Source organism: Pseudoalteromonas sp. PSi26 (assembly GCF_054960575.1).
On record NZ_JBHNYT010000003.1, the window covers coordinates 259,537 to 285,639 of the forward strand.

The 26,103-nt window shown below is 41.2% G+C and carries 22 protein-coding genes and 4 tRNA genes; 19 read left to right on the forward strand and 7 right to left on the reverse strand.

All coding sequences use genetic code 11. The features are described from left to right. Positions 1 to 184: 184 nt before the first annotated feature. A complete protein-coding gene (tal, locus tag ACFI34_RS05025; RefSeq protein WP_462672635.1) occupies positions 185 to 1,135 on the reverse strand; it encodes a transaldolase in 951 nt (316 codons plus the stop codon). A 220-nt stretch (positions 1,136 to 1,355) separates the two neighbouring features. Here tal and yaaA point away from each other — a divergent pair, with 220 nt between their 5' ends. Both yaaA and ACFI34_RS05035 read left to right on the forward strand, forming a co-directional pair. Then, positions 1,356 to 2,135, forward strand: coding sequence for a peroxide stress protein YaaA (yaaA, locus tag ACFI34_RS05030; RefSeq protein WP_462672636.1), 780 nt, complete (start codon positions 1,356 to 1,358; stop codon positions 2,133 to 2,135). Positions 2,136 to 2,260: 125 nt separating this feature from the next. Further along, positions 2,261 to 3,217, forward strand: coding sequence for a mechanosensitive ion channel family protein (locus ACFI34_RS05035; protein ID WP_462672637.1), 957 nt, complete (start codon positions 2,261 to 2,263; stop codon positions 3,215 to 3,217). Between the two features lie 767 nt (positions 3,218 to 3,984). Here ACFI34_RS05035 and ACFI34_RS05040 read toward each other — a convergent pair. Further along, a complete protein-coding gene (locus ACFI34_RS05040) occupies positions 3,985 to 4,305 on the reverse strand; it encodes a BON domain-containing protein (RefSeq protein ID WP_006793146.1) in 321 nt (106 codons plus the stop codon). A 240-nt stretch (positions 4,306 to 4,545) separates the two neighbouring features. Further along, the gene (gene srmB, locus ACFI34_RS05045) at positions 4,546 to 5,772 is read right to left on the reverse strand and encodes an ATP-dependent RNA helicase SrmB (protein WP_462672638.1); all 1,227 of its coding nucleotides are present in this window, start codon (positions 5,770 to 5,772) and stop codon (positions 4,546 to 4,548) included. 75 nt (positions 5,773 to 5,847) lie between these two features. On the opposite strand from srmB, the gene ACFI34_RS05050 reads away from it, so the two are divergent. Both ACFI34_RS05050 and ACFI34_RS05055 read left to right on the forward strand, forming a co-directional pair. Then, positions 5,848 to 6,549 (forward strand): tRNA1(Val) (adenine(37)-N6)-methyltransferase, encoded by a 702-nt coding sequence (locus tag ACFI34_RS05050; protein ID WP_462672639.1) that lies wholly within the window; start codon positions 5,848 to 5,850, stop codon positions 6,547 to 6,549. 151 nt (positions 6,550 to 6,700) lie between these two features. Further along, the gene (locus ACFI34_RS05055; protein WP_462672640.1) at positions 6,701 to 8,710 is read left to right on the forward strand and encodes an alpha-amylase; all 2,010 of its coding nucleotides are present in this window, start codon (positions 6,701 to 6,703) and stop codon (positions 8,708 to 8,710) included. A gap of 92 nt (positions 8,711 to 8,802) precedes the next feature. Here ACFI34_RS05055 and fldB read toward each other — a convergent pair whose 3' ends face one another. Beyond that, the gene (gene fldB, locus ACFI34_RS05060) at positions 8,803 to 9,324 is read right to left on the reverse strand and encodes a flavodoxin FldB (protein ID WP_462672673.1); all 522 of its coding nucleotides are present in this window, start codon (positions 9,322 to 9,324) and stop codon (positions 8,803 to 8,805) included. Between the two features lie 94 nt (positions 9,325 to 9,418). Between fldB and xerD the strand changes: the two genes are divergently transcribed. The 14 genes from xerD to ACFI34_RS05130 all read left to right on the forward strand — a co-directional run bounded on the left by xerD (position 9,419) and on the right by ACFI34_RS05130 (position 23,527). Beyond that, positions 9,419 to 10,345, forward strand: a complete 927-nt coding sequence (gene xerD / locus ACFI34_RS05065) for a site-specific tyrosine recombinase XerD (protein WP_462672641.1) — start codon at positions 9,419 to 9,421, stop codon at positions 10,343 to 10,345. Between the two features lie 62 nt (positions 10,346 to 10,407). After that, the gene (dsbC, locus tag ACFI34_RS05070; protein WP_006793140.1) at positions 10,408 to 11,136 is read left to right on the forward strand and encodes a bifunctional protein-disulfide isomerase/oxidoreductase DsbC; all 729 of its coding nucleotides are present in this window, start codon (positions 10,408 to 10,410) and stop codon (positions 11,134 to 11,136) included. 80 nt (positions 11,137 to 11,216) lie between these two features. After that, positions 11,217 to 12,938, forward strand: coding sequence for a single-stranded-DNA-specific exonuclease RecJ (gene recJ / locus ACFI34_RS05075; RefSeq protein WP_462672642.1), 1,722 nt, complete (start codon positions 11,217 to 11,219; stop codon positions 12,936 to 12,938). A gap of 144 nt (positions 12,939 to 13,082) precedes the next feature. Next, positions 13,083 to 14,181 (forward strand): peptide chain release factor 2 gene (gene prfB, locus ACFI34_RS05080; RefSeq protein WP_096801177.1). Its coding sequence is split into 2 segments (ribosomal slippage): positions 13,083 to 13,157 and positions 13,159 to 14,181, totalling 1,098 coding nucleotides; the frame shifts between segments, so codons are not numbered across the junction. Between the two features lie 26 nt (positions 14,182 to 14,207). Further along, on the forward strand, positions 14,208 to 15,743 hold the full coding sequence (gene lysS / locus ACFI34_RS05085; protein ID WP_462672643.1) for a lysine--tRNA ligase: 1,536 nt from the start codon (positions 14,208 to 14,210) through the stop codon (positions 15,741 to 15,743). Between the two features lie 280 nt (positions 15,744 to 16,023). Then, positions 16,024 to 16,212, forward strand: coding sequence for a hypothetical protein (locus ACFI34_RS05090; RefSeq protein ID WP_462672644.1), 189 nt, complete (start codon positions 16,024 to 16,026; stop codon positions 16,210 to 16,212). Between the two features lie 128 nt (positions 16,213 to 16,340). Further along, positions 16,341 to 16,433: transfer RNA gene (locus ACFI34_RS05095), tRNA-Ser, on the forward strand. Positions 16,434 to 16,468: 35 nt separating this feature from the next. After that, positions 16,469 to 16,545 (forward strand) — tRNA-Arg (locus ACFI34_RS05100). Between the two features lie 149 nt (positions 16,546 to 16,694). Further along, positions 16,695 to 16,771, forward strand: a tRNA-Arg gene (locus tag ACFI34_RS05105). Positions 16,772 to 16,820: 49 nt separating this feature from the next. Continuing rightward, positions 16,821 to 16,897 (forward strand) — tRNA-Arg (locus ACFI34_RS05110). Between the two features lie 377 nt (positions 16,898 to 17,274). Then, positions 17,275 to 18,450, forward strand: a complete 1,176-nt coding sequence (locus tag ACFI34_RS05115) for an exo-beta-N-acetylmuramidase NamZ family protein (protein ID WP_462672645.1) — start codon at positions 17,275 to 17,277, stop codon at positions 18,448 to 18,450. A gap of 9 nt (positions 18,451 to 18,459) precedes the next feature. Beyond that, positions 18,460 to 20,112, forward strand: a complete 1,653-nt coding sequence (gene pbp4b, locus ACFI34_RS05120) for a penicillin binding protein PBP4B (protein ID WP_462672646.1) — start codon at positions 18,460 to 18,462, stop codon at positions 20,110 to 20,112. A gap of 177 nt (positions 20,113 to 20,289) precedes the next feature. Continuing rightward, positions 20,290 to 21,666, forward strand: a complete 1,377-nt coding sequence (locus tag ACFI34_RS05125; protein WP_006794362.1) for a Na+/H+ antiporter NhaC family protein — start codon at positions 20,290 to 20,292, stop codon at positions 21,664 to 21,666. 202 nt (positions 21,667 to 21,868) lie between these two features. Continuing rightward, entirely contained in the window at positions 21,869 to 23,527 is a 1,659-nt protein-coding gene (locus tag ACFI34_RS05130; RefSeq protein ID WP_462672647.1) for a KAP family P-loop NTPase fold protein, read from the forward strand. A 65-nt stretch (positions 23,528 to 23,592) separates the two neighbouring features. On the opposite strand, the gene ACFI34_RS05135 is transcribed toward ACFI34_RS05130, so the two are convergent. The 3 genes from ACFI34_RS05135 to ACFI34_RS05145 are packed head-to-tail and all read right to left on the reverse strand — an operon-like array spanning position 23,593 to position 25,431. Beyond that, complete coding sequence (locus ACFI34_RS05135) at positions 23,593 to 24,204, reverse strand: hypothetical protein (RefSeq protein ID WP_462672648.1); 612 nt, start codon at positions 24,202 to 24,204, stop codon at positions 23,593 to 23,595. Further along, positions 24,191 to 24,781: an RNA polymerase sigma factor gene (locus tag ACFI34_RS05140; RefSeq protein ID WP_462672649.1), complete on the reverse strand. Its 591-nt coding sequence runs from the start codon at positions 24,779 to 24,781 to the stop codon at positions 24,191 to 24,193. The genes ACFI34_RS05135 and ACFI34_RS05140 overlap by 14 nt, the downstream gene beginning before the upstream one ends. Before the next feature lie 14 nt (positions 24,782 to 24,795). Then, entirely contained in the window at positions 24,796 to 25,431 is a 636-nt protein-coding gene (locus tag ACFI34_RS05145) for an energy transducer TonB (protein WP_462672650.1), read from the reverse strand. Between the two features lie 146 nt (positions 25,432 to 25,577). Between ACFI34_RS05145 and ACFI34_RS05150 the strand changes: the two genes are divergently transcribed. Continuing rightward, on the forward strand, positions 25,578 to 26,084 hold the full coding sequence (locus ACFI34_RS05150) for a DUF3087 domain-containing protein (RefSeq protein ID WP_008129031.1): 507 nt from the start codon (positions 25,578 to 25,580) through the stop codon (positions 26,082 to 26,084). The last annotated feature ends 19 nt before the right edge of the window (positions 26,085 to 26,103 follow it).

Here is a 26,103-nt window from a genome sequence, read left to right on the forward strand (position 1 = left end):
ATACAAGTAAAGTATTGTTTTTAAATATTAACACTTGCAATACAGTTCACGAAAAAATTTAAGCCGATGAGAGTTATTTTTCTATAGATAAAAGATGTGAGGGAGGTCGATTTATTAGTCCGCAATTTACAGGCATAAAAAAACGCCGCAATTAATACGGCGCTTTTTTATTTTTTTCAGCAAATTACATTGCTTTAAAACGTGCTTCTAGCTGTTCTTGTGCATCAGCAAAAGAGCGAATACCTTCAGCTAGCTTTTCAGTTGCCATTGCATCTTGGTTATGTAACCAACGGAATTGCGCTTCTGTAAGCGGCTCAGGTTTTGGCTCTTTAGGAATATCACTTTCTAGTAAATATTCTTGTGCGCCTTCAAGGTTACCTAAGTCTTCTAAAAGGTTAGGGCTAATAGTTAGCTTGTCACAACCTGTAAGGGCAATAATTTCGCCCGTATTACGGAAACTTGCGCCCATCACTACTGTTTTGTAGTCATGACGTTTGTAAAATTCAAAAATGCTGCGTACTGATTGAACACCTGGATCTTGTAGTGGATCCGTTGGTTTTTCCATGCCGTTAGCAACGTGCCAATCTAAAATACGGCCCACAAATGGCGAGATTAGAAATACATTTGCATCAGCACATGCACGGGCTTGGGCGTCGCTAAATAATAAAGTAAGGTTACATTTAGTCCCTTCTTTTTCTAACTGCTCAGCGGCTTTAATACCTTCCCACGTAGACGCAACTTTAATTAAAATTTTGTCTTTGATTACGCCTTCTTTTTCGTAAAGGCTAAGTAATGTGTGTGCTTTATCAATAGTTGCTTGAGTATCAAACGATAAACGAGCATCTACTTCTGTAGAAATATAACCTGGTACAATTTCACTAATTTCTTTACCAAGTAATACAGCAAAATAGTCACATGCTAGCTCAAGTTGTTTAGCTGGCTCTTGCTCGATTTCTTTTGCATAGCTCCAAGCTTTATCTAGGTAAGGCTTATAAGCTTCAATCTCGCTTGCCTTTAATAAAAGCGACGGGTTTGTGGTTGCATCTTCTGGTTGATGCTTTTTGATCGCTTCAATATCGCCAGTGTCGGCTACGATAGATGAATGTTGTTTTAGCCTTTGTAGAGCTGAAGTCATTTGCTTTCCTCATTCCAAGCAAGTTAAAAGAATAATCTACCCTTAATATATAACATCCATACTGCAACAGTGTGACAATGCTTGATAGGTCTTATGTCCTTATCAATTAAAAACGGCCATGTATGAATTTTTAAGGGAGGATTTATTTAAACAAAACGTGCTTTTCGTTTCATTTAATGTTGAAATTGACATTAAATAATTTACAAGTCAATAGCTAACTATGATCACTGTTATTTCACCTGCAAAAAATCTTGATTACGACACGCCACCGGCAACCGATAAGTTCACTCAGCCTGAATTACTCGAGCACAGCGAGGAACTCATGAAAGTATGCCGTGAACTAACACCTGCGCAAATTGGCAGTTTAATGAAAATTAGCGATAAGCTTTCTGGTCTTAACGCTGCTCGCTTTAGCGAATGGTCTCAACCCTTTACCATTAATAACGCCAAACAAGCCGCGCTTGCTTTTAATGGTGATGTATACGGTGGGTTAGAGGCGAGCACGTTAACTGCAAGCGACCTTGATTACGCGCAAAGTCATTTGCGTATATTATCTGGATTATATGGCCTATTAAAGCCGCTTGATTTAATGCAAGCGTACCGACTAGAAATGGGCACTAAGCTTGAAAACTCACGAGGTAAAAACCTGTATGAGTTTTGGGGCAGTATTATTGCTGACAAACTAAACGAAGTAATAAAAGCACAAGATGCACAATACCTCGTTAACCTTGCCTCTAACGAATACTTTAAAGCGGTAGATAAAAAAGCGCTTAACGCGCAAATTATTACGCCGCACTTTAAAGACTGTAAAAATGGGCAATATAAGGTCATTAGCTTTTACGCTAAAAAAGCGCGTGGCATGATGGCGCGTTACATTATAGAAAACCAAGTAACGCAGTTAAGTCAGCTAAAAGAATTTACCGTTGCAGGTTATTACTTTAGCGCTGAGGCAACAACTAAAGAGTTAGAGCCGGTATTTATGCGCGACGAACAAAGCTAACGCGTTAAATACAGCTAAACATATACTCAAAAAGCCATGCAATGCATGGCTTTTTATATGCTGGCGCTAAACTTGCAAACATGGGTTAAGTATTCACATTATTATTTACTCATAGGTGCACAAAAATGATCAGCATACCCTCGATAACAGAAGCCGAAAAACTTATCGAAGAAAAACTCGGCGGTTGGTTTGATGTTGTTATAAGCCACATTCCTAATTTTATAGTGGCGGTTATTATTGCCATTGTATTTTCAATGTTAGCGCGCTTTGCTGGCAACCTAATGAAAAACATATTGCGCCGTTCACTCGACTCTCAACAAATAGCCGATTTAATGGCGTCAATATTTAAGGTTATTGTGCTGTGTGTTGGGGTATTTATAGCGCTGGATTTTGTGGGGTTAAAAGGTACGGTTACCTCTTTATTAGCCGGTGCGGGTATTGTTGGCTTAGCCATAGGTTTTGCGTTTCAAGATATGACCGAAAACTTGATTGCGGGCATAGCAATGGGTATACGCAAGCCCTTTAAAACAGGAGACGTTATAGAAACAGACGACGTGTTTGGTTCAGTACACTCAATAAACCTGCGTAATACGCTGATAGAGAGCTTTTACGGGCAGTTAATTTTAGTACCTAACAAGGTATTATTTAGGAATGTGTTAAAAAATTACACCACACTTGGAGTTAGACGCATAGAGGTACCAGTAGGCATTTCGTATGGTGACGACATTGAAAAAGCCAAAGAAGTTATTGTAAATAAGATTAACGATTTGGACTTTGTTATTCGTAAAAACGAAACCGATGTCTATGCCGAAGGCTTTGGCGACAGTAGCATTAATTTATTGGTGTGGTTTTGGATTAAATACCCAGGTGAACCAGACTTTATGACAGTGCGCCATAAAGGCGTAGTCGCCGTTAAACAAGCGTTGGATGAAGCTGATATTAGTATTCCATTCCCTATTCGCACGCTCGATTTTGGTATTAAAGGCGGTGAAAAACTCGATGCCATGATCAGCGATAAAATTAACCAGCAATCATCAAATAAAGGCAACGCTGGTAGAGCAGATTCAAGCCAAAACGAATAAATGAGCCATTAATATCAGTGGGAATTATTTACTCACTCGTAACGCAATTTTACATTTAAATACGTGTTGTGGGCTTAAGTAAAGATGACTTATGAGTCAAAACAGTTAAATGCAGCTTTATAAAGCTGCATTTTTTATGGCTATTTGTGCGCTTGAGAAGGTGAGAGCAGCGTTAATTAATTATTGATTAAGGCCTATTTAGCTTTTGGGGTGAAATTGGAAGCGGGGTATATGATAAATCGATAAGGCTAAGCCTATTTTGTAGTTACTTCCCGAAACCGACGATAATGCACATAAATATAAAACATGCAGTAACTTTTGAGTTCCTCTCATAGGTTGTTCTTTCTTGTTGCCTAAAGAATAGGTAATAAAGAGCAAGTAGGGCGTATAAGCTGTATACGACTTTAAGGTATACGTACATAGGCGTAGTCATTAAAATAATGCAGGAGTAGGTACTGAGCTTACTGGGTCACAAATCGCGCACCGTAATTATGTTGCTCCTTGATAGAACACGCTTTAATAATGGCAGTTAAACAGGCCTAGGCTTAATATGAATTTATTATTTAAAGGGCTGATTATTAAGGCAAATATTAGGTTGCAATGTATGCAATTTACAATTGGTATTAGGTGGTAAATCAGAGGTAATTAAAGCGAGTTTAATTTTTGTAGTTAATGTGAGTTGCAAGTAACTACTGGCACAAAAAAGCGCAGCATGTGTTGGAGCAACATGCTGCGCCTAGGATCAATTGAATTAATAAAAATGCGATTTAAATAACACTGATTTTGTTACGGATGATTTTAACACCATCCATATTTTCTAAAAACTTTTGAGCAAGCGCACGTTCAAAACCGGTTTGCGCTTGACCATGTAATACTACCTCGCCATCTTTAACCTGTACGCGAATATTGCTTAATGCAAAGTTGGGGTTAGTACGAAGTGTGCTGGTAATGGTTTGCTGAAGGTTAGGTTGAGTTGCTACGCTGCTGACTACGGCTAGGTGTGTTGCTGCACTCACTTTGGTAGCGCAGGCTAACAAAAATAAACAACAAAACGAAACTAACGCGATAGTTAACTTTAAGCGGTTCATAACTCAATCCTTTTATATCAATTAAAAATTTAACCAAACCATTAAATACTCTGGCTATTCTGTGTTTAATATTACAAGTTCAGTGCCAGTTTTAATTTATTGAAATATAAGGTTATTTTATTAAGTGGGAATTCAGGTGGGCAATAATTACATTTAAATGGGTAGGTGTTACATGCACCGGTTACATATGTTACACGTATTAAAAAGCCGGCATACGCCGGCTTTGGTAAATATGCTAAGTTACTTTTTCTTTTTAACTTTCGCTTTTTTCTTTGCTTTCATTTTTACCGGATCTTTGCGCTTTTTAACCGGTGGCTTAGCCTCTTTATGCTGAGGCTCTATTCCTTTAATTACACGGCGTTTAAGCTTTTGTTCAATGTAGCGTTCTACTTTGTACAAAATACCAATATCGTGCGCTTCCACTAATGATATAGCGATACCTTTTTTACCTGCACGACCCGTACGGCCAATACGGTGAACATATACGTCGGCGGTACGTGGCATATCAAAGTTAATAACGTGGCTAATGTCAGATACGTCAATACCGCGAGCAGCTACATCTGTTGCAATTAATATTTTAGTGCGGCCACTATGAAAGTTTTCCATTGCTTTCATGCGCTTGTCTTGTGGCATTTCACCTCGCAGCCAAGCGGCTTTTACACCGTTATTAGTTAATTCACCAATGAGAGTTTCTAAACGTTCACGGGTTTTAACAAACACAATAGCTTTACTAACGTCTGGGCCGTTAAGGGTATTGACTAAAAGCTCGAGTTTATGGTGGTAATCATCAGCAAGATGAACCCACTGGTGAATTTTAGCTTTTTCTTTACGAGACGACTCAGCTTCTAACAAAGCCGGATCGTTTAATGTGGTTTCTGCAAATCGCTCTACGCTGTCACCCTCAAGGGTTGCTGAGAATAAAAAGCACTGACGGCGGTTTTTAGCTTCGTCACAAATACGGCTCATTTCTTTCTTGAAACCCATGTCTAGCATACGGTCGGCTTCATCAATAATAAGCATTTCGACATGTTCAGCATGAAAGTTTTCAGTTTCAAGGTATTCCATTAATCGCCCTGGAGTGGCAATTAACACGTCGTTATTTTTTTCAAAAATTTCTTTATGCGTTCCGTAGTTAATACCGCCGGTTACTACACCTATTTTTAGGTGTGTACGTTTGGCTAGTAACTCACATTGCTCATGAATTTGATAAGCTAGCTCACGTGTTGGGGTCATTATTAATACGCGGGCAAAACCAGGTTCACGGCGCGGAAAATCCAATAAGTATTGAATAGCAGGAATTAAAAATGCCGCTGTTTTACCTGTGCCAGTTGGCGCAGACGCTAAAATATCACGTCCCTGAAGGGCTTCAGGAATAGCTTGCTGTTGAATACTGGTTGGCGTCTCGTAACCCATTTTGTTAATGGCATCGAGTAATTTAGTATCAAGATCAAATTCAGAAAATTGCATAGAGTGTCTAAAATAGTGGACAATTACCTTGATTATACGCGCTATGCTGCGCTTGGTGAATGAAAAGGTGAAAAAATGTCTGGTTTTGCATTTAAACAATTTAAGGTTGAACACGACCATTGCGCAATGAAGGTTTCAACCGACGGCATTTTGCTTGGCGCGTGGGCAAACTTAACAGATGCAAACACGTTATTAGATATTGGCACAGGCACAGGGTTATTGGCGTTAATGTGTAAGCAGCGCAGGCCTACATTGAGTATTACCGCGGTTGAAATAGATAAAAACGCATACAATCAAGCAGTACAAAACGTAGCGAATAGTCCGTGGCCCAATATAACTATTAAGCACCAAACTATTCAAAGCTTTAATAGTGATGCTCCCTTTGATGTCATCATTTCTAATCCGCCTTATTTTAATCACAGTCTAAAAGGCAATAATGCCGCCCGAAACACTGCACGCCACACTGATGGATTAAGCTTTGAGGAGTTAATTAACGCCTTTAAGCAACTAAGTCATTCACAGTCACGGTTTTGTTTAATACTGCCAAGCACTGAGGCTGAGGTATTTATTGAACTTGCCGTTAAACATGGACTTTATTTAAATGCACACTGCCAAGTAAAAGCGACACCTAGCAAACCTATAAGCCGCAGTTTAATGACATTTAGCTACCTACAATCACAAACCGACAATTCAACGCTATGCATCAGAGAGTTAAACAACAACTACACCACTGATTACGTTGCTTTGTGTAAGGCGTTTTATTTAAAAATGGCGTAACTATGTGGGAGATTATCTAATAATAAAGGATAGTTTACCCATAATGCATACGTATTCAGTTGTTATTTAATCAACCCCAAGACTAGTGTTAACCACTTGTAAATAACGAAGAGCATGTTGTTTAGCTCGCCAACATTTGGAAACACACACTATGAAGCTGAATAAAATTGTCACCACCGCCGGTTTAAGCCTAGGTTTGCTTTTGCCTAATCTTGCAGCTGCTGCACCCACTACGTTTGTTCATTTATTTGAATGGAGTTGGCCCGATGTTGCACAAGAATGCGAGCAGTTTTTGGGGCCAAAAGGGTATGCTGCTGTACAAGTATCTCCGCCTAACGAGCACATTACTGGTAACCAATGGTGGACTCGCTATCAACCTGTAAGCTACAAACTGCAAAGCCGAGGCGGTAACAGAACGCAGTTTGTAGATATGGTTAACCGTTGTAAAAGTGCAGGGGTCGATATTTATGTAGATACCCTAATTAATCATATGGCAGCTGGGAGTGGGAATGGCGTAGCGGGTAGCACGTTTGGGAATAAACAATACCCAATTTATAGCCCACAAGACTTTCATGAAAGCTGTAGTATAAATCCAGAAGATTACGGTAATAACCGTTATCGGGTTCAAAACTGCGAGTTAGTAGGACTTGCCGACTTAAACACATCTTCAAATTACGTGCAAAATACCATAGCGGCTTATATTAATGACCTTCAAGCTATTGGAGTAAAAGGCTTTAGGTTTGACGCGGCTAAACACGTAGCTGCTAGCGATATTCAAAGCCTTATGGCTAAAATAAATGGCTCGCCGTTAGTGTTTCATGAAGTGATCGATCAAGGATCAGAAGCCGTTGATGCCTCTGAGTACTTAAGTACAGGGCTAGTTACCGAGTTTAAATACAGTACACAACTCGGTAATACATTTAGAAACGGCTCGCTTGCGTGGCTAAGTAATTTTGGTGAAGGGTGGGGCTTTATGCCAAGCTCATCGGCGGTAGTATTTGTTGATAATCACGACAATCAGCGGGGGCACGGTGGTGCGGGTAATGTAATTACCTTTGAAGATGGCCGCTTATACGACCTAGCTAACGTATTTATGTTGGCGTATCCGTATGGTTATCCAAAAGTAATGTCGAGTTACGATTTCCATGGTGATACCGATGCGGGCGGGCCGAGTGTTCCCGTTCATAACAGTGGTAATTTAGAATGTTTTGCAAGCAATTGGAAATGTGAGCATCGTTGGTCATACATAGCGGGTGGCGTCGATTTTAGAAATAACACCGCCGGCAACTGGGCTGTGACAAATTGGTGGGATAACACGAATAATCAGATTTCATTTGGCCGCGGTAGCTCAGGTCATATGGCCATTAACAAAGAAGACGCAGCGCTCAATGCCACTGTGCAAACAGACATGGCGCCTGGCCAATATTGTAATGTATTAAAAGGTGAATTGTCGGGCGATGCTAAAAGTTGTAGCGGTGAGGTTATTTCAGTTAATAGTAACGGCACTATTAATTTAAATGTGGCACCTTGGGATGCGATGGCAATTCATAAAAACGCTAAGTTATCACAAGGTTCGACTTCAAATCCGAGTGGTGATTGGCAGCGTACCGTCATTTTTATTAACGCACAAACTCAAAGTGGGCAAGACATGTTTGTACGCGGCGGAATAGATCATACCTATGCCAATACAAATTTAGGAAGAAACTGCCAAACAACCAATGTTGAATGCGCGATGCCTATTCGTCATAACAATTTAAAAAATGCCACTACAAGCCCATGGAAAGCAAACGATAACTATCTAGATTGGTACGGTATTGAAAGCGGGCAAAGCGCCCAGGCAGAAGGTACCGCAGCCGATTGGACTACAATTGTGTGGCCAAATGCGTATGGTACACAAAAAACAGTGAGCAACGACGGTTTTGGCGTTACACCGCTTAATATTTGGGGTGAACACTACTGGATGCTAGATGTAGATATGGATTGTAGCAAAGCGGTAAATGGGTGGTTTGAGGTAAAAGCATTTGTAAAAAATGGTCAAGGTTGGGAAAGCAATATTAACCAAGCTAATATACCCTTTGCCAGTACTAACCATGTGGCACAGTGCGGAAAAATTAATATGTTTAAATTTAATAGCTCAAGTGTAGATATTCGTAGCTTTTAAACCTATTCGTTAAATTTAGCGTTGCACATTAATAATAAAGCCAAACACCTAAGTGTGTTTGGCTTTTTACCACAAACATTCCGCTTAAGCAGTTAAAGCGTTTCGCCGTACTCGGTCATTACTTGCTCAACCCAAGTCGCAATGCGCTCATCGCTCAGCTCGTACTGGCTGTCTTCGTCAAGGGCGAGTCCTACAAACTGTTTGCTGTCGGGGGTGAGTGCTTTTGAGGCTTCAAATTCGTAGCTGCTGTCGTTCGGCCAAAAGCCAAGTTGTGTAAATGTTTGTGTGTTTATTTCGTCGTGCAGCATACCCAGAGCGTCTTGAAACCACTGTCCGTAACCTTGCTGGTCGCCCATGCCAAATAAAGCAATGGTTTTACCATTTAGGTTTACGTCTTTGATGTCGTCCCATTTTGACTCCCAGTCTTCTTGTATTTCGCCAAAGTCCCATGTTGAAATACCAAAGATGATAAAGTCGTACTGCTCTGCATTTTTTAGTGGTTCGTCTTTAATATTGTGAAGGCTGACTATATCGTCACCAATAAGGTCACGAATTTTTTCTGCTGCCATTTCGGTGTAGCACGTAGTAGAGCCAAAAAATAAACCAATTTGCATCGTATTTATCACTGTGTAATTGCCTGATATGATAGGCTCAAGTTTACCGTAAGGTATTTTTAATTGATACCTTAGCAAAACATGAGAGCATAATGTGACAACGCTATCTGACGATTTTTCAGAAAATAAAAGCAGTATGAGCACCAATAGCGACTACCTAGAAACCTTTTTAGATAGCCTTTATTTAGAGCAAGGTGTAAGCGAAAACACATTAAGTGCTTACCGAAGCGATTTAGATAAGTTTTGCCAGTTTTTAAAAGGCGAAAACTTAATGGCGGTAACAGGGCACGACATTGAAAGCTACTTAGCGCATCGGGTTGATTTAGGCCTAAAGCCGCGCAGTACAGCGCGAAGTATCAGTGCGCTAAAACGGTTTTATCAGTACTTTGTGCGTGAAAAAATGATTACCGACACACCAATGCTAAATATTGCCCAACCCAAAGCGGGGCAATCGTTACCTAAAACACTTTCTGAAACTGAAGTAGAAGCGCTTCTTAACGCCCCCAATACTGAAGAACCCATGGGGTTACGTGATAAGGCGATGCTTGAGTTACTTTACGCCACAGGCCTGCGTGTCAGTGAGTTGGTTGGGCTACGTATGGAGCAAATTAACTTACGCCAAGCAGTTGTGTTTGTAAAAGGTAAAGGCAACAAAGAGCGTTTAGTGCCATTGGGCGAAGAAGCCATGCATTGGCTTGAGCTTTTTTTAAAAGTTGGGCGCTCACAAATGATCAAACACGCCACCGACTTTGTATTTCCGTCAAAGCGTGGTGTAGGCATGACTCGACAAACCTTTTGGCATAGAATCAAACACTATGCTATTTTGGCATCGGTTGAATCGCCATTATCACCCCACACATTGCGCCATGCATTTGCTACGCATTTATTAAATCATGGGGCCGATTTACGTGTTGTGCAAATGATGCTGGGACACAGCGACCTATCAACAACGCAAATTTATACTCATGTTGCTAATGAACGGTTAAAATCGGTACACGCGCAGCATCATCCGCGCGCTTAATTTGAAATTAAATAGTATTAAGCCGGTCAATATATTAAGTATTTTTAGGATAGAGAGAAGTTATGAAAAAATTAATGTTAGCAGGTGCCATGTTGTGCACAAGTATGAGTGCATTGGCAAATGACGTTGCAGTAACGCCAAATGCTAATGATCCTATTGTTACTAAGTTTGCGGCACTTGGCGTTACGGTTAAGCAAATAAATCCAAGCCCTGTAGCTGGTTTAAAAGAGCTAATTACAAACAAAGGCGTGCTATACGCAAGCCCAGACGGCCAGTTTTTAATGCAAGGCACGTTAATCGATTTAGACAACCGTAATAACCTAACAGAACAAGCTTTAAATAGCGTGCGTGCTGAAGGTATTACAGAATACGAAGAGTCGATGATTGTGTACAAAGCACCAAACGAAAAACACAGCATCACTGTATTTACCGATATTAGCTGTGGTTATTGTCGTAAATTACACCGTGAGCTAAACGATTTACTTGATGCGGGTATTACCGTTAAGTACTTAGCGTTTCCACGTGGTGGCCTACAAGGTTCAGGCTATGCAGATTTAATGAATGTATGGTGTGCAAAAGATCAACAAGAGGCGTTAACAGAAGCTAAAGCTGGTGAGAGCACCACGGCAGTTGCAGGCTGTAGTGCACCCATTGCTGAGCATTATCAACTAGGCCAAAGCTTTGGTATTAGTGGCACGCCAGCCATTATTTTAGACGATGGCACAATGATCCCAGGTTACCAACCTGCTGCAGCATTAAAAGCAGCGTTAGATGCTAATAAAGCATCTTAATAACGTGTTTACGCTTACAAAAAGGCCTTAATGGCCTTTTTTTGTCTTTTTAATACGACTCAATAAGTTAAAAAACCTGCATGAAAAAACTGATCATTGCGCGCGAAAACGTTAACGACTCGCACCTACCGAGTCATTTGCATCCGGTTATAAAACAAATTTACGCGAATCGTCGTGTGGTTGATGCCCAAGAGCTCGATAACGGTGTTGCTACGCTTCACGACTATAAATTGTTTAAAGACATCGACAAGGCAAGTGCATTACTCGTCGATGCGCTCAAAGCGCAAAGCCACATTTTAATTGTGGGCGACTTTGATGCCGATGGCGCAACCAGTACTGCAACCTTAATGCAGGGGTTGCAAATGTTTGGTTTTCAAAATTTAGATTACCTTATTCCAGACCGCTTTAGTTTAGGTTATGGCTTAAGCCCCGCACTGGCCGAACAAATAGTACAAATAAAACCCGATTTAGTGATCACCGTAGATAACGGTATATCCTGTATTGCCGGTATTGATATTTTAAAATCGGTAGGTATAAAAGTGTTGGTTACAGATCACCATTTACAAGGTGAGCAGCTTCCAAATGCCGACGCCATTGTAAATCCAAACAGGCACGAATGTAACTTTCCGTCAAAGTCTATTGCCGGTGTAGGCGTGGCGTTTTACTTATTAATTGCGCTAAGAAGCCTAATGCGCGAACAAGGTTACTTTACACAACAAGCGCCGCCTAATTTAGCAAACTTATTAGACATAGTTGCGTTAGGTACGGTAGCTGATGTAGTTGCGCTTGATGCAAATAACCGAACATTAGTACACCAAGGCTTAGCGCGTATTCGCAGTGGTAAAACACGCCCAGGTATCACAGCACTTATTGAAGTGGCTAACCGAAATGCAGCACGCCTAAGCGCCAGCGATTTTGGTTTTTCGCTTGCGCCGCGGTTAAACGCAGCAGGGCGACTAGACGACATGAGTTTGGGTATAGCTTGTTTACTGAGTAACGATATAAACCAAGCAAGGCGTATAGCAAGCGAACTCGACAGCTTAAACCATGCAAGGCGTGAAATAGAGCAAGGTATGCAAGCTGAAGCGCAAGCCGTGCTTGATAGGCTCGCCTTTAGCGACGATAACATTCCTGATGCTATTTGTTTATTTCAAGATGACTGGCACCAAGGCGTAATTGGTATTTTGGCTGGCCGTTTAAAAGAAAAATACCATCGCCCAACGGTTATTTTTGCTGGTGGCGAAAACGGCGAAATTAAAGGCTCGTGCCGTTCCATTGAGGGGCTGCATATGCGTGACCTACTCGAAGGGTTAAATACCGCCACGCCCCATTTAATAAATAAGTTTGGTGGCCATGCAATGGCGGCGGGTTTAAGCATAGACGAGCAAAATTTTAACGACTTTAAAAAAGCGTTTGATGCCGCAGTAAGTGCGCAATTAAGCGAAGAAAGTAAGCGTTGCATTGTGTTTACCGACGGCGAGCTGCCAAACGACTGCTTTACCATGGAGTTTGCCCAATTATTAAAGCAATCAGGTCCATGGGGGCAGCAATTTCCAGAGCCTGTGTTTGAACATACCTTTGAAATAATTCAGCAACGTATTGTTGGTGAAAAGCATTTAAAACTGGTGCTTAAACATCAATCAGGGCGATTAGTTGACGCTATTGCTTTTGGTATAGACGTAAAAGAGTGGCCAGATACCGCAGCACGCTTCGTTAAAGTGGCTTATCAACTTGATATAAACGAGTTTAGAGGTAAATTTAGCTTGCAGCTAATTGTACGAGAACTTGAAAAAGTGCACTAAAAAATATGCACAATACATGCATAAAAGGCTAATAAAGCGCGCGATTTTTTGTTAAAATCGGGCGTTTTTATCATTTGACGATAATTTATTGCGGGTATTCCTCAAGTCGGGCCGTAATAATCTAGCCATTTTGGAGTAATGTACATGTTTGAAGTGAATCCTGTGATTAATCAAATCAAGGAAATTCGCGATCGTACTGAACTGCTTCGGGGGTACCTTTGACTACGCTCTTAAACAAGAGCGCCTAGAAGAAGTTAACGCCGAACTTGAAGATTCAGCTGTATGGAATGAACCTGAACGCGCACAGGCACTTGGCCGTGAAAAGTCAGCATTAGAGGCGGTTGTTGAAACAATCGACAACTTAGTTGCTGGCGCTGATGACGTTGAAGGCTTGCTTGAGCTTGCAATAGAAGCGGAAGACGAAGACACCTTTGACGAAGCAAATGCAGAGCTTGAAGGCCTAAACGAGCAATTAGAAGGTTTAGAGTTTCGTCGAATGTTTTCGGGCACGCACGACGCAAATGATGCATACCTTGATTTACAATCAGGTTCAGGCGGCACTGAAGCTCAAGACTGGTGTAACATGTTACTTCGCATGTACCTACGCTGGGGCGAAGCAAAAGGCTTTAAAGTTGAGCTAGTAGAAGCAACCGATGGCGATGTAGCTGGAATAAAAGGCGCAACAGTTCGCTTTGTTGGTGAATACGCTTACGGTTGGTTACGTACAGAAACAGGCGTACACCGTTTAGTTCGTAAAAGCCCATTTGACTCAAGTGGCCGTCGTCATACATCTTTTGCCTCTGCGTTTGTATACCCAGAGATAGACGACAATATTGAAATTGATATTAATCCGTCTGACTTACGTATAGACGTGTACCGTGCATCGGGCGCAGGTGGTCAGCACGTTAACACCACCGAATCGGCAGTACGTATTACTCACGTGCCTACAAATACGGTAGTGCAATGTCAAAACGAGCGTTCGCAGCATAAAAATAAAGCCCAAGCAATGAAGCAATTAAAAGCTAAATTATTTGAGCTTGAGCTACAGCAGCAAAATGCTGAAAAACAAACGCAAGAAGATGCAAAATCAGATATTGGTTGGGGCAGTCAAATTCGTTCATACGTTCTTGATGACTCGCGCATTAAAGATTTACGCACCGGCGTTGAAAACCGCAATACCCAATCGGTACTTGACGGTAACCTAGACAAATTTATTGAAGCCAGCCTTAAATCTGGCCTATAACCACCAAGCTAATAAAGAGCTAAAAAATGACTGATAAAATCCAAGACGAAAACAAGTTAATCGCTGAGCGTCGCGGCAAGTTAGATGCTATCCGCGAAAATTGCCCAGCCAACGGTCATCCAAACCAATTCCGTCGTGAACATTACACGGCTGATTTGCAAGCTGAGTTTGGTGATAAAACAAAAGAAGAATTAATTGAGCTACAGCACGTAGTATCAATTGCTGGTCGTATTCTTGCTAAGCGTGGTCCATTTATGTCTATTCAAGACATGAAGGGCCGTGTACAAGTTTACGCATCAAAAGACGTACAAAAAGACTTAAAAGCAAAATATGGTCAGCTTGATATTGGCGACATTATTGGTGTTAAAGGTCCACTTAATAAATCAGGCAAAGGCGATTTATACGTAGATATGGCCGAGTACGAATTACTTACTAAGTCATTACGCCCATTACCAGAAAAATTTCATGGCCTTTCAGACCAAGAAACAAAATACCGCCAACGCTATGTTGATTTAATTACTAACGAAGCGACGCGTGAAACTTTCCGTATTCGTTCGCAAGTAGTTGAAGGCATTCGTCGCTTCTTAGCAGATCGTGACTTTATGGAAGTAGAAACGCCAATGCTGCAGGTTATTCCTGGCGGTGCGTCTGCGCGTCCGTTTGTGACTCATCATAACGCGCTTGATATCGACATGTATTTACGTATAGCGCCTGAGCTTTACCTTAAGCGTTTAGTGGTAGGTGGTTTTGACCGCGTATTTGAAATTAACCGTAACTTCCGTAACGAGGGGTTATCAACGCGTCACAACCCAGAATTCACTATGATTGAGTTCTACCAAGCATACGCCGATTACATCGACCTGATGAACATCACCGAAGACATGCTACGTACAGTTGCAACAAACGTTTTAGGCAGCCCAATTGTTGTTAATACAACAAAAGACGAAAACGGCGAAGTAATCGACTCAGTAGAGTACGACTTTGGTAAGCCATTTGAGCGCCTAAGCATGGCTGATGCTATCTTAAAATATAACCCTGAGTTTGATGCTGCGGTATTTAATGACCCAGAAAACCACTTTGAAGAATTAAAAGCGTACGCGAAACAAGTGCACGTTAAAATTCCTGAAAACTGTGTGTGGGGCCCAGGCAAGTTTTTATGTGAAATATTTGAAGAAACGGCTGAGCACATGCTTATCCAACCTACATTTATTACAGGTTACCCATGGGAAGTATCGCCACTGGCGCGTCGTAACGACGAAAACCCATTTGTTACCGACCGCTTTGAGTTTTTTGTTGGTGGACGTGAGCTTGCAAATGGTTTCTCGGAGCTTAACGATGCGCAAGACCAAGCAGAACGCTTTACTCGCCAAGTTGAAGAAAAAGACGCAGGCGATGATGAAGCAATGCATTACGATGAAGATTACATACGCGCACTAGAGTACGGTTTACCGCCTACTGCTGGTGAGGGTATTGGTATTGACCGATTAGTCATGTTGTTTACTGACTCATCTACAATTAAAGATGTTATTTTATTCCCGCATATGCGTCCGCAAGCTGACTAAGCTTAACGAATAATAACACCTTGAAACGCCGCTTAATTGCGGCGTTTTTGTTTTAATTTTGTTTATTCATAGCTAATAAGACCATTATTCATATATTAAGCTGTTGATATTTAGTTGTAATTTTTTATGAAAATTTTTATGTGCATGTAAAAAATTAATGAGTAACTTTTAAACATTATGTTGTATTTTTGTAACTTTGTTAGCTACAATACGGCCAAATTTTAAACGGCCTAACTTTTAGGTGCTGTAAATAATAAAAACGGATTTATAAAATAATAAAATGACAGATAAAACTATCGAAGAGTCGGAAGAACTCAGTCAAACCGAGCGAGAGCGAGAGGCGTTTTACCGAGTATGTATTGCCGAGTTTCAACAACTAGGTTATCAAGAGCAGTACCTAGCTAGTTTAAAAGATAAATGTGCACCAACCGCAACCGACGACACACTTACGCCTAACGAAGAGAGTTGATTAGCTTAAAAATTAGGCTTCTTTCATATAAAAACATAACATATGTGTGTTCTGTAACCATATAGACACTTTTGATAGAAAAGTGTTTGACATATTTTCTGAAATCTTTATTATACGCCCCACAAGACGGAGAGGTGTCCGAGTGGCCGAAGGAGCTCCCCTGCTAAGGGAGTATAGAGTTTGTAGCTCTATCGAGGGTTCGAATCCCTCCCTCTCCACCATTTTTTAAATGGCGAAATCTTGTAAACGTAAAGATGGGCGCATAGCTCAGCTGGATAGAGTACCTGGCTACGAACCAGGCGGTCGGAGGTTCGAATCCTCCTGCGCCCACCACTCTTTACACACTCTGCTTAGAGTATAAATAAGTTAAAGTGTTTGGTTTGAAACCAAATCGGTCGGAGGTTCATTCTTACAAGATACGTCCTGCTTCCAGCACTTTTTACACACTCTGCTTAGAGTATAAAAAAGCAAATAGTAAAAGTGGGCGCATAGCTCAGCTGGATAGAGTACCTGGCTACGAACCAGGCGGTCGGAGGTTCGAATCCTCCTGCGCCCACCACTTTTACACACTCTGCTTAGAGTATAAACAAGTAAAAAAGAATGAAAGTGGGCGCATAGCTCAGCTGGATAGAGTACCTGGCTACGAACCAGGCGGTCGGAGGTTCGAATCCTCCTGCGCCCACCACTTTCATACATAAACCGACACTAAGTCGGTTTTTTTGTGCCTGAAATTTGAGAAAGCTTTCAGATATCAGTTAAACCTAATGATACATACTGCCAAATCTTCCATTTAGTCACTTCTCTAAAAGCGCAGCGTCTCTAAACCTCTTTGTGAATAACGCTCTTAAACATAACTGCACAAAGAGAAATAAAAGAGGAGTAAATGAGTAGTTCAAAACCACTATTGTAATTAAACGCTGAAGCTTAAATCGTCGTAGACGTAGAGCTTGCTCACGTGAGAAGCGTAGCTTCTAATTACTTATGTATCGACTCAAAAGCATTCGCTGCTCTTTAACTTAAGCTGTGGTATTTTAAACGCCTTGTTTAAAAGGATCTTGCTGTATGTTTAAAACCGTATTTTTTATATTTTTATTTATTTTAAGCGCGCTTTTTACTGTTAACGCACCCGCAAATGAAGCAAAGCATTCAATAATCGTGGGGGCTGAGCAACCTGCTTTATACTTACCGCAATTAAAAAATAAACGTGTTGGGTTGGTGGTAAATCAAACCTCTTTAGTAGGGCAAGCACACTTAGTCGACAGCCTACTGACTAAAAATATAAACATCACTAAAATTTTTGCACCCGAACACGGCTTTAGAGGCGATCACGATGCTGGTGCCCATGTTAAAAATGCAGTTGATAGCAAAACTGGTATCCCGCTTATTTCTATTTATGGCAAAAACAAAAAACCAAGTGCCGAGGCACTTAGCAATGTAGATGTTATTGTTTTTGATATCCAAGATGTGGGTGTACGTTTTTATACTTACATTAGCTCTATGCATTACATGATGGAGGCTGCGGCCGAGCAAGGTGTTGAATTTATAGTGCTTGATAGGCCAAACCCTAATATTGCCTATATTGATGGGCCAATCCTTGAGCGCGAATTTAAATCGTTTGTAGGCATGCACCCAATACCCGTGTTGCACGGCATGACGGTAGGCGAACTTGCTAACATGATCAAAGGCGAGGGCTGGATCAATAAAGCAGCCGATCTACAGCTCAGCGTGATCCCCGTTGATCGTTACACACGCACAACCCGTTATAGCTTACCTGTAAAGCCCAGCCCTAATTTACCAAACGATCAATCAATTGCGCTTTACCCGTCGCTGTGCTTTTTTGAAGCAACCCCAGTGAGCATTGGCCGCGGCACCGATTTTGCGTTTCAGGTTATTGGTTATTCGCCGGTAAAATTAGGAAATTTTAATTTTACACCGCGTGCTATTAAAGGCGCTGCTTTAAACCCTAAATTTAAAAATACAACGATACATGGCCTTGATTTAAGGCAAGTAAACGCCGCAGGGCTAAATTTAACGTACTTAATAAACGCCTACGCCACCCTTAATAAATATAACGTCGACTTTTTTGAACGCGCTGGATTTATGGATAAATTGGCAGGTACTAATAAGCTACGTTTAGCTATTGAAGCAGGGCAGTCGGCTGCGCAAATAAAGCAAAGCTGGCAACGGGGCCTTACACAATTTAAAGCGCAACGAGCGCCTTATTTGTTATATGAGTAAGGCTTAACCATGTTATTTATTTTAAAAAATACTCGCTTCATAAAAAACGCATGGTTAGCCGCTTTGAGTTTAATTATTGTAGGCTGCAGTAGTACACATAATTCATTAAAATCGCAGCCAGTGCTGACTAAAAGTCAGCTAATAGAGCTGCCAAACGCACAAGTTGTAGCCCGCTTTCCTGAGCCTAATCCAAGTAGTCGGTTTTATGTAAACAACCGTGGCACATTTAAAGCGTATAAAGGGCGCGGCCAATTATTAATACAAAACCACAGCGCCGAAAGTGCCGATATTTACATAAACAATCAAAAACTTGCTACCAATAGGTTAACCGCTAATACGCTTTATAATTACAGCTTAGCGGCGCATACTCATAATGGCATAAACACATTTAAGGTAGAAAATATTTTACCTAAAGGCGCAAGCTTAACGCTGCGTTTTGCATTTCCTACATTAAATTTAACGCCTAACAAGCCAGTTGATTTTACTGACGTTGATGAGCTCATTGAGCGTGATATTAAAGCGGGATTTCCTGGTGCGGTGCTGGCGGTTGTTAAAAATGGCGAGCTAATAAAACTCACAGCTTATGGTGATGCAAAGCAGTACCAGCAAAACGATCTAATGCTACTGCGCCCAGAGCCTATGCAAACCAATACTCTATTCGACTTAGCCTCAAACACTAAAATATTTGCTACTAACTTTGCACTCATGAAACTAATAAGCGAAGGGCAACTCAATATAAACAACCCCGTGCAAAGTTATTTAACAGAATACACCGGCGGTGGGCGAGAGCAACGCACAGTAAAAGAGTTACTTACTCACAGCGCAGGCTACCCACCCGTGTTTGATTTTCACCGAAAAGATACGCAGCAAGGCGATGCATTTTATTCTCAAAATAGCCAAACCACTAAACAGCTTTTGCTCACCAAAGTGCCGCTTAATAACAAAAAGCCAATGCAACATGTGTATTCTGATATTGATTACATGATTTTAGGTGTATTGGTTGAGCGCATAACAGGGCAGCCACTAGACGAGTACTTAGAGCAGCACGTTTATACACCCCTTGCACTGAGTAACACGCTATTTAACCCACTTAAAAAAGGCTTTGAGCGCAGTCAATTTGCAGCCACCGAACTTAGCGGCAACACCCGCGATGGACGTATTACTTTTGATAATATTCGAACACATGTGTTGCAAGGCCAAGTTCATGACGAACGCGCATTTTACTCGTTTGGCGGCGTTGCTGGGCATGCCGGGTTATTTAGTAACGCACACGACTTAGCTGTGCTTTGCCAGCTATTATTAAATAATGGCGGCTACGGCGACCAACAATTATTTAGTGCAAGTGCCTTAGCGCAGTTTTTAACGCCGCAAAGCACTGACGAAACGTACGGCCTAGGTTTTAGGCTTGCAGGCAATAACCAAGCACGGCGTTGGCACTTTGGCCCTTATGCCAGCGCACAAGCGTATGGCCATACCGGTTGGACGGGCACCGTAACAGTAATCGATCCCGCTTACGACTTGGCCATTGTTTTGCTTACTAACGCGCGCCACACTGCAATTAAAGGCACACAAAAACGTTATGAATTTACAGGCAAACAATTCGAAACCGCACAATATGGATCTGTGGTATCGCTTGTTTACGAAGCGCTGTTAAATCAATAAATTATCGTATAGGTTAAAATGGGCTAATACAGTTATACCCAATGGCTTATTTGCAGATGACTTGGCAACATCAATCCATTAAGCTAGGCGGTTTACTCCATTAAGCCACTTTTTAAGAGTTGGGCTTAACATATAAGCGTTTAAGCGCGGGTTGTTAATAATTAAGGTTAACTTTTTATGCATTGGTATTCTATTTTACCGCCGCTAATTGCGATTGCTATCGTGTTTTGGCGCAAAGAAGTCATTATGGCGCTGCTAGTTGCCGTGGCGTCTTCTGAGTTTTTACTTGCCCTACAAGGGGAAGGAAATAGCGTATTTACAACATTTTTAAATACCATAGAGCGTATTATTTCGGTGGCAAGTTCGCCGGGTAACAGCCGCATACTCATATTTAGTATTTTAATAGGAGCCTTACTTGCCTACATTCGCGAATCTGGCGGTGTGGCGGCAACGGTTAACTTATTAATGAACAAAGGGGTTGCAAAAGGTAAACGCCAAGTTGGTTTTTTAACTATGTTTACTGGCGTTGCGGTGTTTATAGAGTCAAACCTAAGCGTGCTTACGTCGGGTATTTTGTCGCGCGGCCTGTTCGACAAATTTAAAATGAGCCGTGCACGCCTTGCCTACATTATAGATAGTACCAGTGCCCCTGTGTGTATTTTAATACTACTTAACGGCTGGGGTGCATTTGTGCTGGGCTTATTAGGTAATTACGAATTGGGCGAATCGGCGGTATCGGTACTGTGGGGCAGCGTTGGGTATAACTTTTACGCCATAATTACCTTGGTTATTGTTTTTTACACCATTGCGTTTGATAAAGTACACGGCCCAATGAAAGAGGCCGAACAAAAATTAGAGCTACAAACAAACGAGTTAAAAGAAGAAGTAAAAGGCTCTAAAGCGCGCTTTATGCTAGTGCCATTATTTACGCTAATTGCCAGCATGGTAGGCTTTATGTTTTACACTGGCAACGGTGTGTTGGCAGAAGGTAGCGGCTCTAAATCGGTATTATATGCAACTGTGCTCGCGATTGTGGTTGCTTACTTACTAATGATTAGTTCGCGCCAATTTACCCACCACCAATTGGTTGATACTGGCTTTAAAGGCATGGGTGAATTACTCCCGTTAGTAAGCATTGTTTTGCTTTCGCTTACGCTAGGTGCAAGCTTAAAAGAGCTAGGTACGGGTGTGTTTGTTGCGTCATTGGTAGGCGACTACTTACCTATTTACTTAATAGTGCCTGTGCTGTTTTTAACAGGGGCGGTTATGTCGTTTACTACAGGCACATCGTGGGGTACGTTTGCCATACTTATTCCTATTGGCGTACCGCTCATACAAGCACTGGGTTTACCACCTTCATTGGTTGTAGGCGCTATTTTGGGCGGCGGCATATTTGGCGATCACTGCTCGCCTATATCCGACACCAGCGCGGTATCGGCACTTGCATCGGGGTGTGACCTACTCACTCACGTTAAAACGCAGCTACCGTACGCGTTATTTGGTGGCGCACTGACCTTTATTGCTTATTTGGTTATTAGCATTATTGTTTTGTAAAAACATTTCAGAACGCTACAGTTCCAAACATTTAAAAGCCTGCTTATTGCAGGCTTTTTTGTTTAAAGGTTGCTTACCACCGAGGGCACCGAGGCGCTGCGCGCTTCACAGAGATAAATAGTAATAGCTTTTTATTAATGGGTTACGTTTATTGGGTGTTGTATGGCACTATGTAAAGGAGGATTATTTTAAAGGGAATTAAATGAAAGAGATTAAAGACTTCAATTGGAACACGGAAACTAACCGCTCGGTAGGTGAATATTTTCCTGCTGATAAATTAGATCGAGCTCGCTACGCTACATTCTTATCAAGGCTTTTGGCTCAAGAGGGATTTGACGAAAGCAGGCCTGATGAAGATAAAAAGAAAAACTACGTATTAAATTTAAACGCTGAATGGGGAGCAGGTAAAACCTACTTTCTTAAGCGTTGGTCACAAGAATTAATAGTAAATTATCCTGTAGTTTATATTGATGCATGGCAGCAAGACTATTCAGACGATCCATTTTTAACTGTAATTGCAGGTATTATTAAGCAGCTTAAACTTCAGGCGAAATTTAATATAACTATTCCTAAGAGTGCAGTTTCTATGTTTAAGGCTGTTGCACCTGCAATTGCACAAGGCTTAACTAAAAAAATATCAGGTATCGATTTAGATGAGCTACACACATTACTATTTTCTGATGATGAAATAGATAGTGAACAAAATCAAAATTCCAATAAGCCAACTGGTAGCGACTTTTCGCCCGCAGTAAAGGCGCTTGCACAAAATCTGATTAAAGATCATGAAGCTAAAAACAAAAGCATTGAAGTAATAAAAGCTAAGTTAGATGATTGGGTCAGTAAGTTTGAAAAGCAGGAAGGTAAGTCGTTACCTATATTTATTTTTATTGATGAATTAGACCGTTGTCGCCCAAGTTATGCAGTTGAGATGCTAGAGACGATTAAACATATTTTTGATGTTAAAGGTATCGTATTTGTTGTGGCTACGGATACCGATCAGCTTCAACATACAATTAAATCAATTTATGGTGAAGGCTTTGATGCAAAAGTTTATTTAGGCCGCTTTTTTAATAGTCGCTATAGCTTAAAGCGTCCTGCTTTGAAGGATTTTTTATCAGTACATAGTGATACAACTAAATTTGAAACTACATACTTAGAAAGCAAAAATATTGAACTACTTCCTCATACAGAAACACCCGAAATCGCTTTAGCTAATATCTCAGTTGTATTAGATGCGTTCCAAGTGCCGCCTAGAACAGCCATTCAAATTACTGAACGTATTACTGCCATTATTGCAAATTTACCAAGTGGTAAAAAAGTAGATGTTCTTGTACTCGCTTTTTTGTTTTGTATCTATGAAAAAAAACATTCTTTATATGAAGAAATAATAAGTGATAGGTTCAAAAGAACAGAACGAGGTAGTGATAATAAGGTTATAAATATAAGCCTAGCTGATTTCTTACAAAGAGATATATTAAAAGAGTATTTATCAGCCGAGTTAACCTATTTTATTGAGCCGCAGTCACATATTAGTCTATTTTATCATGACAAGTTTGGTACAAGAAAAAATTGCTATTCCGTGGGAAATTATTCTATTTCATTATCTCAATTTATTGAGAATATTTTTGCCGCAGAAGCAAATCCTTATGATATTTGGGCTTTTGATAGTGATGGCGGTTTAACTGAGTTGCAAAACGCAGAAAAGGCGTTAGCTCAGCATAAAATAGAAGTTTCTCCAGAAGTTACTTTATTATGGCTTAACTATATCTATATCAAAGATGAATACAACAAAATATCTAAAGAGAAATATCGTGATTTTATAGAGCTTTCTTCACCATTAGATTATATGGGCGATAGTTAACTATCTCTGTGCAGCGCGAAGCGCCTCTGTGTTCTCGGTGGTAATTTCATCTGAATTACCGCCACTCAAGCCTTGCACTGCCTCACTCCAACCCCCGCATGTTTAAGCCCTACAATCTGCCCTTTGCCGTTATGTGCCATGGCCAGCATGTCGCCGGTGTTTATGCCACTTTCTACCGCGTGTTTAGTTTTTAAATCACTCAATAGCGACTGCTTAATTTGCACTAGCACCTCGTCATTACAGCTGGCTATGTACCAGTCGTTGTCGACCTTTACGAGCGTGCCGTATTCTATGTGGCGTTGCTGGTGGCGGCGTAAATCGTTTGCTAATTGGGTGTCGAGCGCGCGTTTTTGTTGCGTTATGGCGCTTGCGTAGCTGCCTGTTTGATCTATTTCATGCGTTGTTATAAACGAGTAGTCGTGAATGTCTATGGTGTTTAGTACGGTTTTAGGGGCGGTATTTATTACGTTGTTGCTGTCGAGCACTATAAAGGCCATTAAGCCCAGAGCGCAGGTAAGGCTTGTGAGTTGCAGGGCAAAGCCTAACTTTTTAGGTTGTTTTTGAGCTACGCAGTGTTTTAACGCCTGTTGTTGAGCATGCGAAAGGGTGGTACGTGCTTTACGCGCTTTAAAGTGGTTTGTAAGCTTTTCATCAAACTGCTCATCAGGCTTGTTCATTATAATCTCCTAATAATTGTTTTAGATTTTGTTTGGCGTAGCGCAGTCTTGTTTTTATGGTTTGGGCGTTGCTTTGCGTTATAAGCTCTATGTCGGCAAGGCTAAAACCTTCTTGTTGTAAGGTGATGGCTTCGCGCTGCACAAAGCTCAGTTCCTTGAGCGCCGTGTTGAATGCTTCGTAACTAATGTGTGTGTCACCTATGTTCGAGTCACTACGTGTTAATTCGCTTTGGTTGGCACTTTGCAAAGGTTGCAGGCTGTTTTCGTCTAGCTCCACAAAATGTTGCTGTTTGCGGTATTCGTCTATTAGCGTGTTACGTGCGAGTTTAAATAACCACGCTTTAGGCGTGGTTTGCGCTTGGTAAAGGTGGCGCTTTTCAATTACTTTTAGCCACGTTTGCTGGCTTACGTCGTATGCTAAGTGAGTATTAGATTGCGTAACAAGGTAGTGGTATAAATCGTTACTGTAGAGAGCAATAAGCTGCTCTAAGTGACGGTTTTCTCCACTTTTTGCATAACGCGCCATGCAGTCTTTGCTGGGCGTTTCAAATAACCAAGTTTTAATACTCATTAGCATAGGCGTTTAGTCCGTTAAATAGAGTTATCTAATTTAAAATCAAGTTGAACCGTTTGATCTGTTTGCAATTGTGCCACACCTTCAATCACTTTTGGGCGGTATTTCCAACGTTTAATAGCGCGTAGTGCTTCGCGGTTAAAAATACGTTTTGGTTCGGCGTTTAAAACTACCGCGTCTATTACTTCGCCAGTGGGCGAAATATTAAAGCTAAGTTGTACCCAGCCTTCTATGCCATCACGCGCAGCTGTGGTTGGGTACTTTGGATTTATGCGCACTATGGGTGAGGCATCTCCCGTTGGGCGGTTAAGGGTATTGTTAATGCCGTCACCAAAGTTATCCATTATTAATGGCGGCGCCGTGTTGATTGCCATAACTGGGTCGGCACTCGGTGTTACCCGCGGTGGCGCTTTAGGCGGCATTTTTGGTGTAGGTGGTGGTGGCATTTTATCTATGTGTCTTACTTTTGAATCTTCAGGCACTTTAAATATTTCAACCGTTATTTCTTTGCCAGGGTCTAGTGGTGCGCGTTGGTCGCCACTGATTAGGTATTGCATAAATGCAAAGGCGGCAAAGGTCATTGCTGCACCACCAATAACGGCGGTTGATGTTTTTATAAATGTTGGGTTATTTGTGGTTTCAAGTGTGTGCATAAGCCGCTCCTAGTTAACTCATTATGTGGTTTTCAGAGCTATAACGGGTGGCAAATCAAAAAGGGGTGAAATATTTTTATAAAAAATGCGGGGTTTAGTTACAATAGCGTTTCGCATTCTTTTACTTATTAACTTTTTAGGCTGTTATGCAACTCATTGAAATAAATAAAGCGCGTTACCGTAAGCATTTAAATCGTGTCATTGTGGGCTGTGCTGCTTCGCTTGCGGCGGGGAGCCTAGCTATATCGCAAACGCTGATTGCGTTGTTTCCGGATGAAAGCGGAAGCCATTTTCATTGGAACTTAACTGGTGTGGTTATTACAAGTTTAGCCATAGGGTGGTTGTTAAATAAATACCGCACTCATCCTTATATGACCGAAGTGGTTTATGTATGGGAGCTAAAACAGGCACTTAATAAAATAACCCGTAAAATGCCAAAGTTAAAAGCGGCTGGGCGCGAAGGTAACCCTGCTGCACTATTAGCCATTCATTACAGTTATGCGGGATCGCGTTTATTGTGGCAGCTAGACGACAACCTTATAACAATGGAAGACCTAGCCATTAAACAAGCTGAGTTAGATTCGGTTGCCGCGCAGTTTAATTTAACGCTTAATGCTGACGATTACGAAGAGAGCATATTAAAGCAGTTTTAAAGCCTAATTTAAGGAGCCG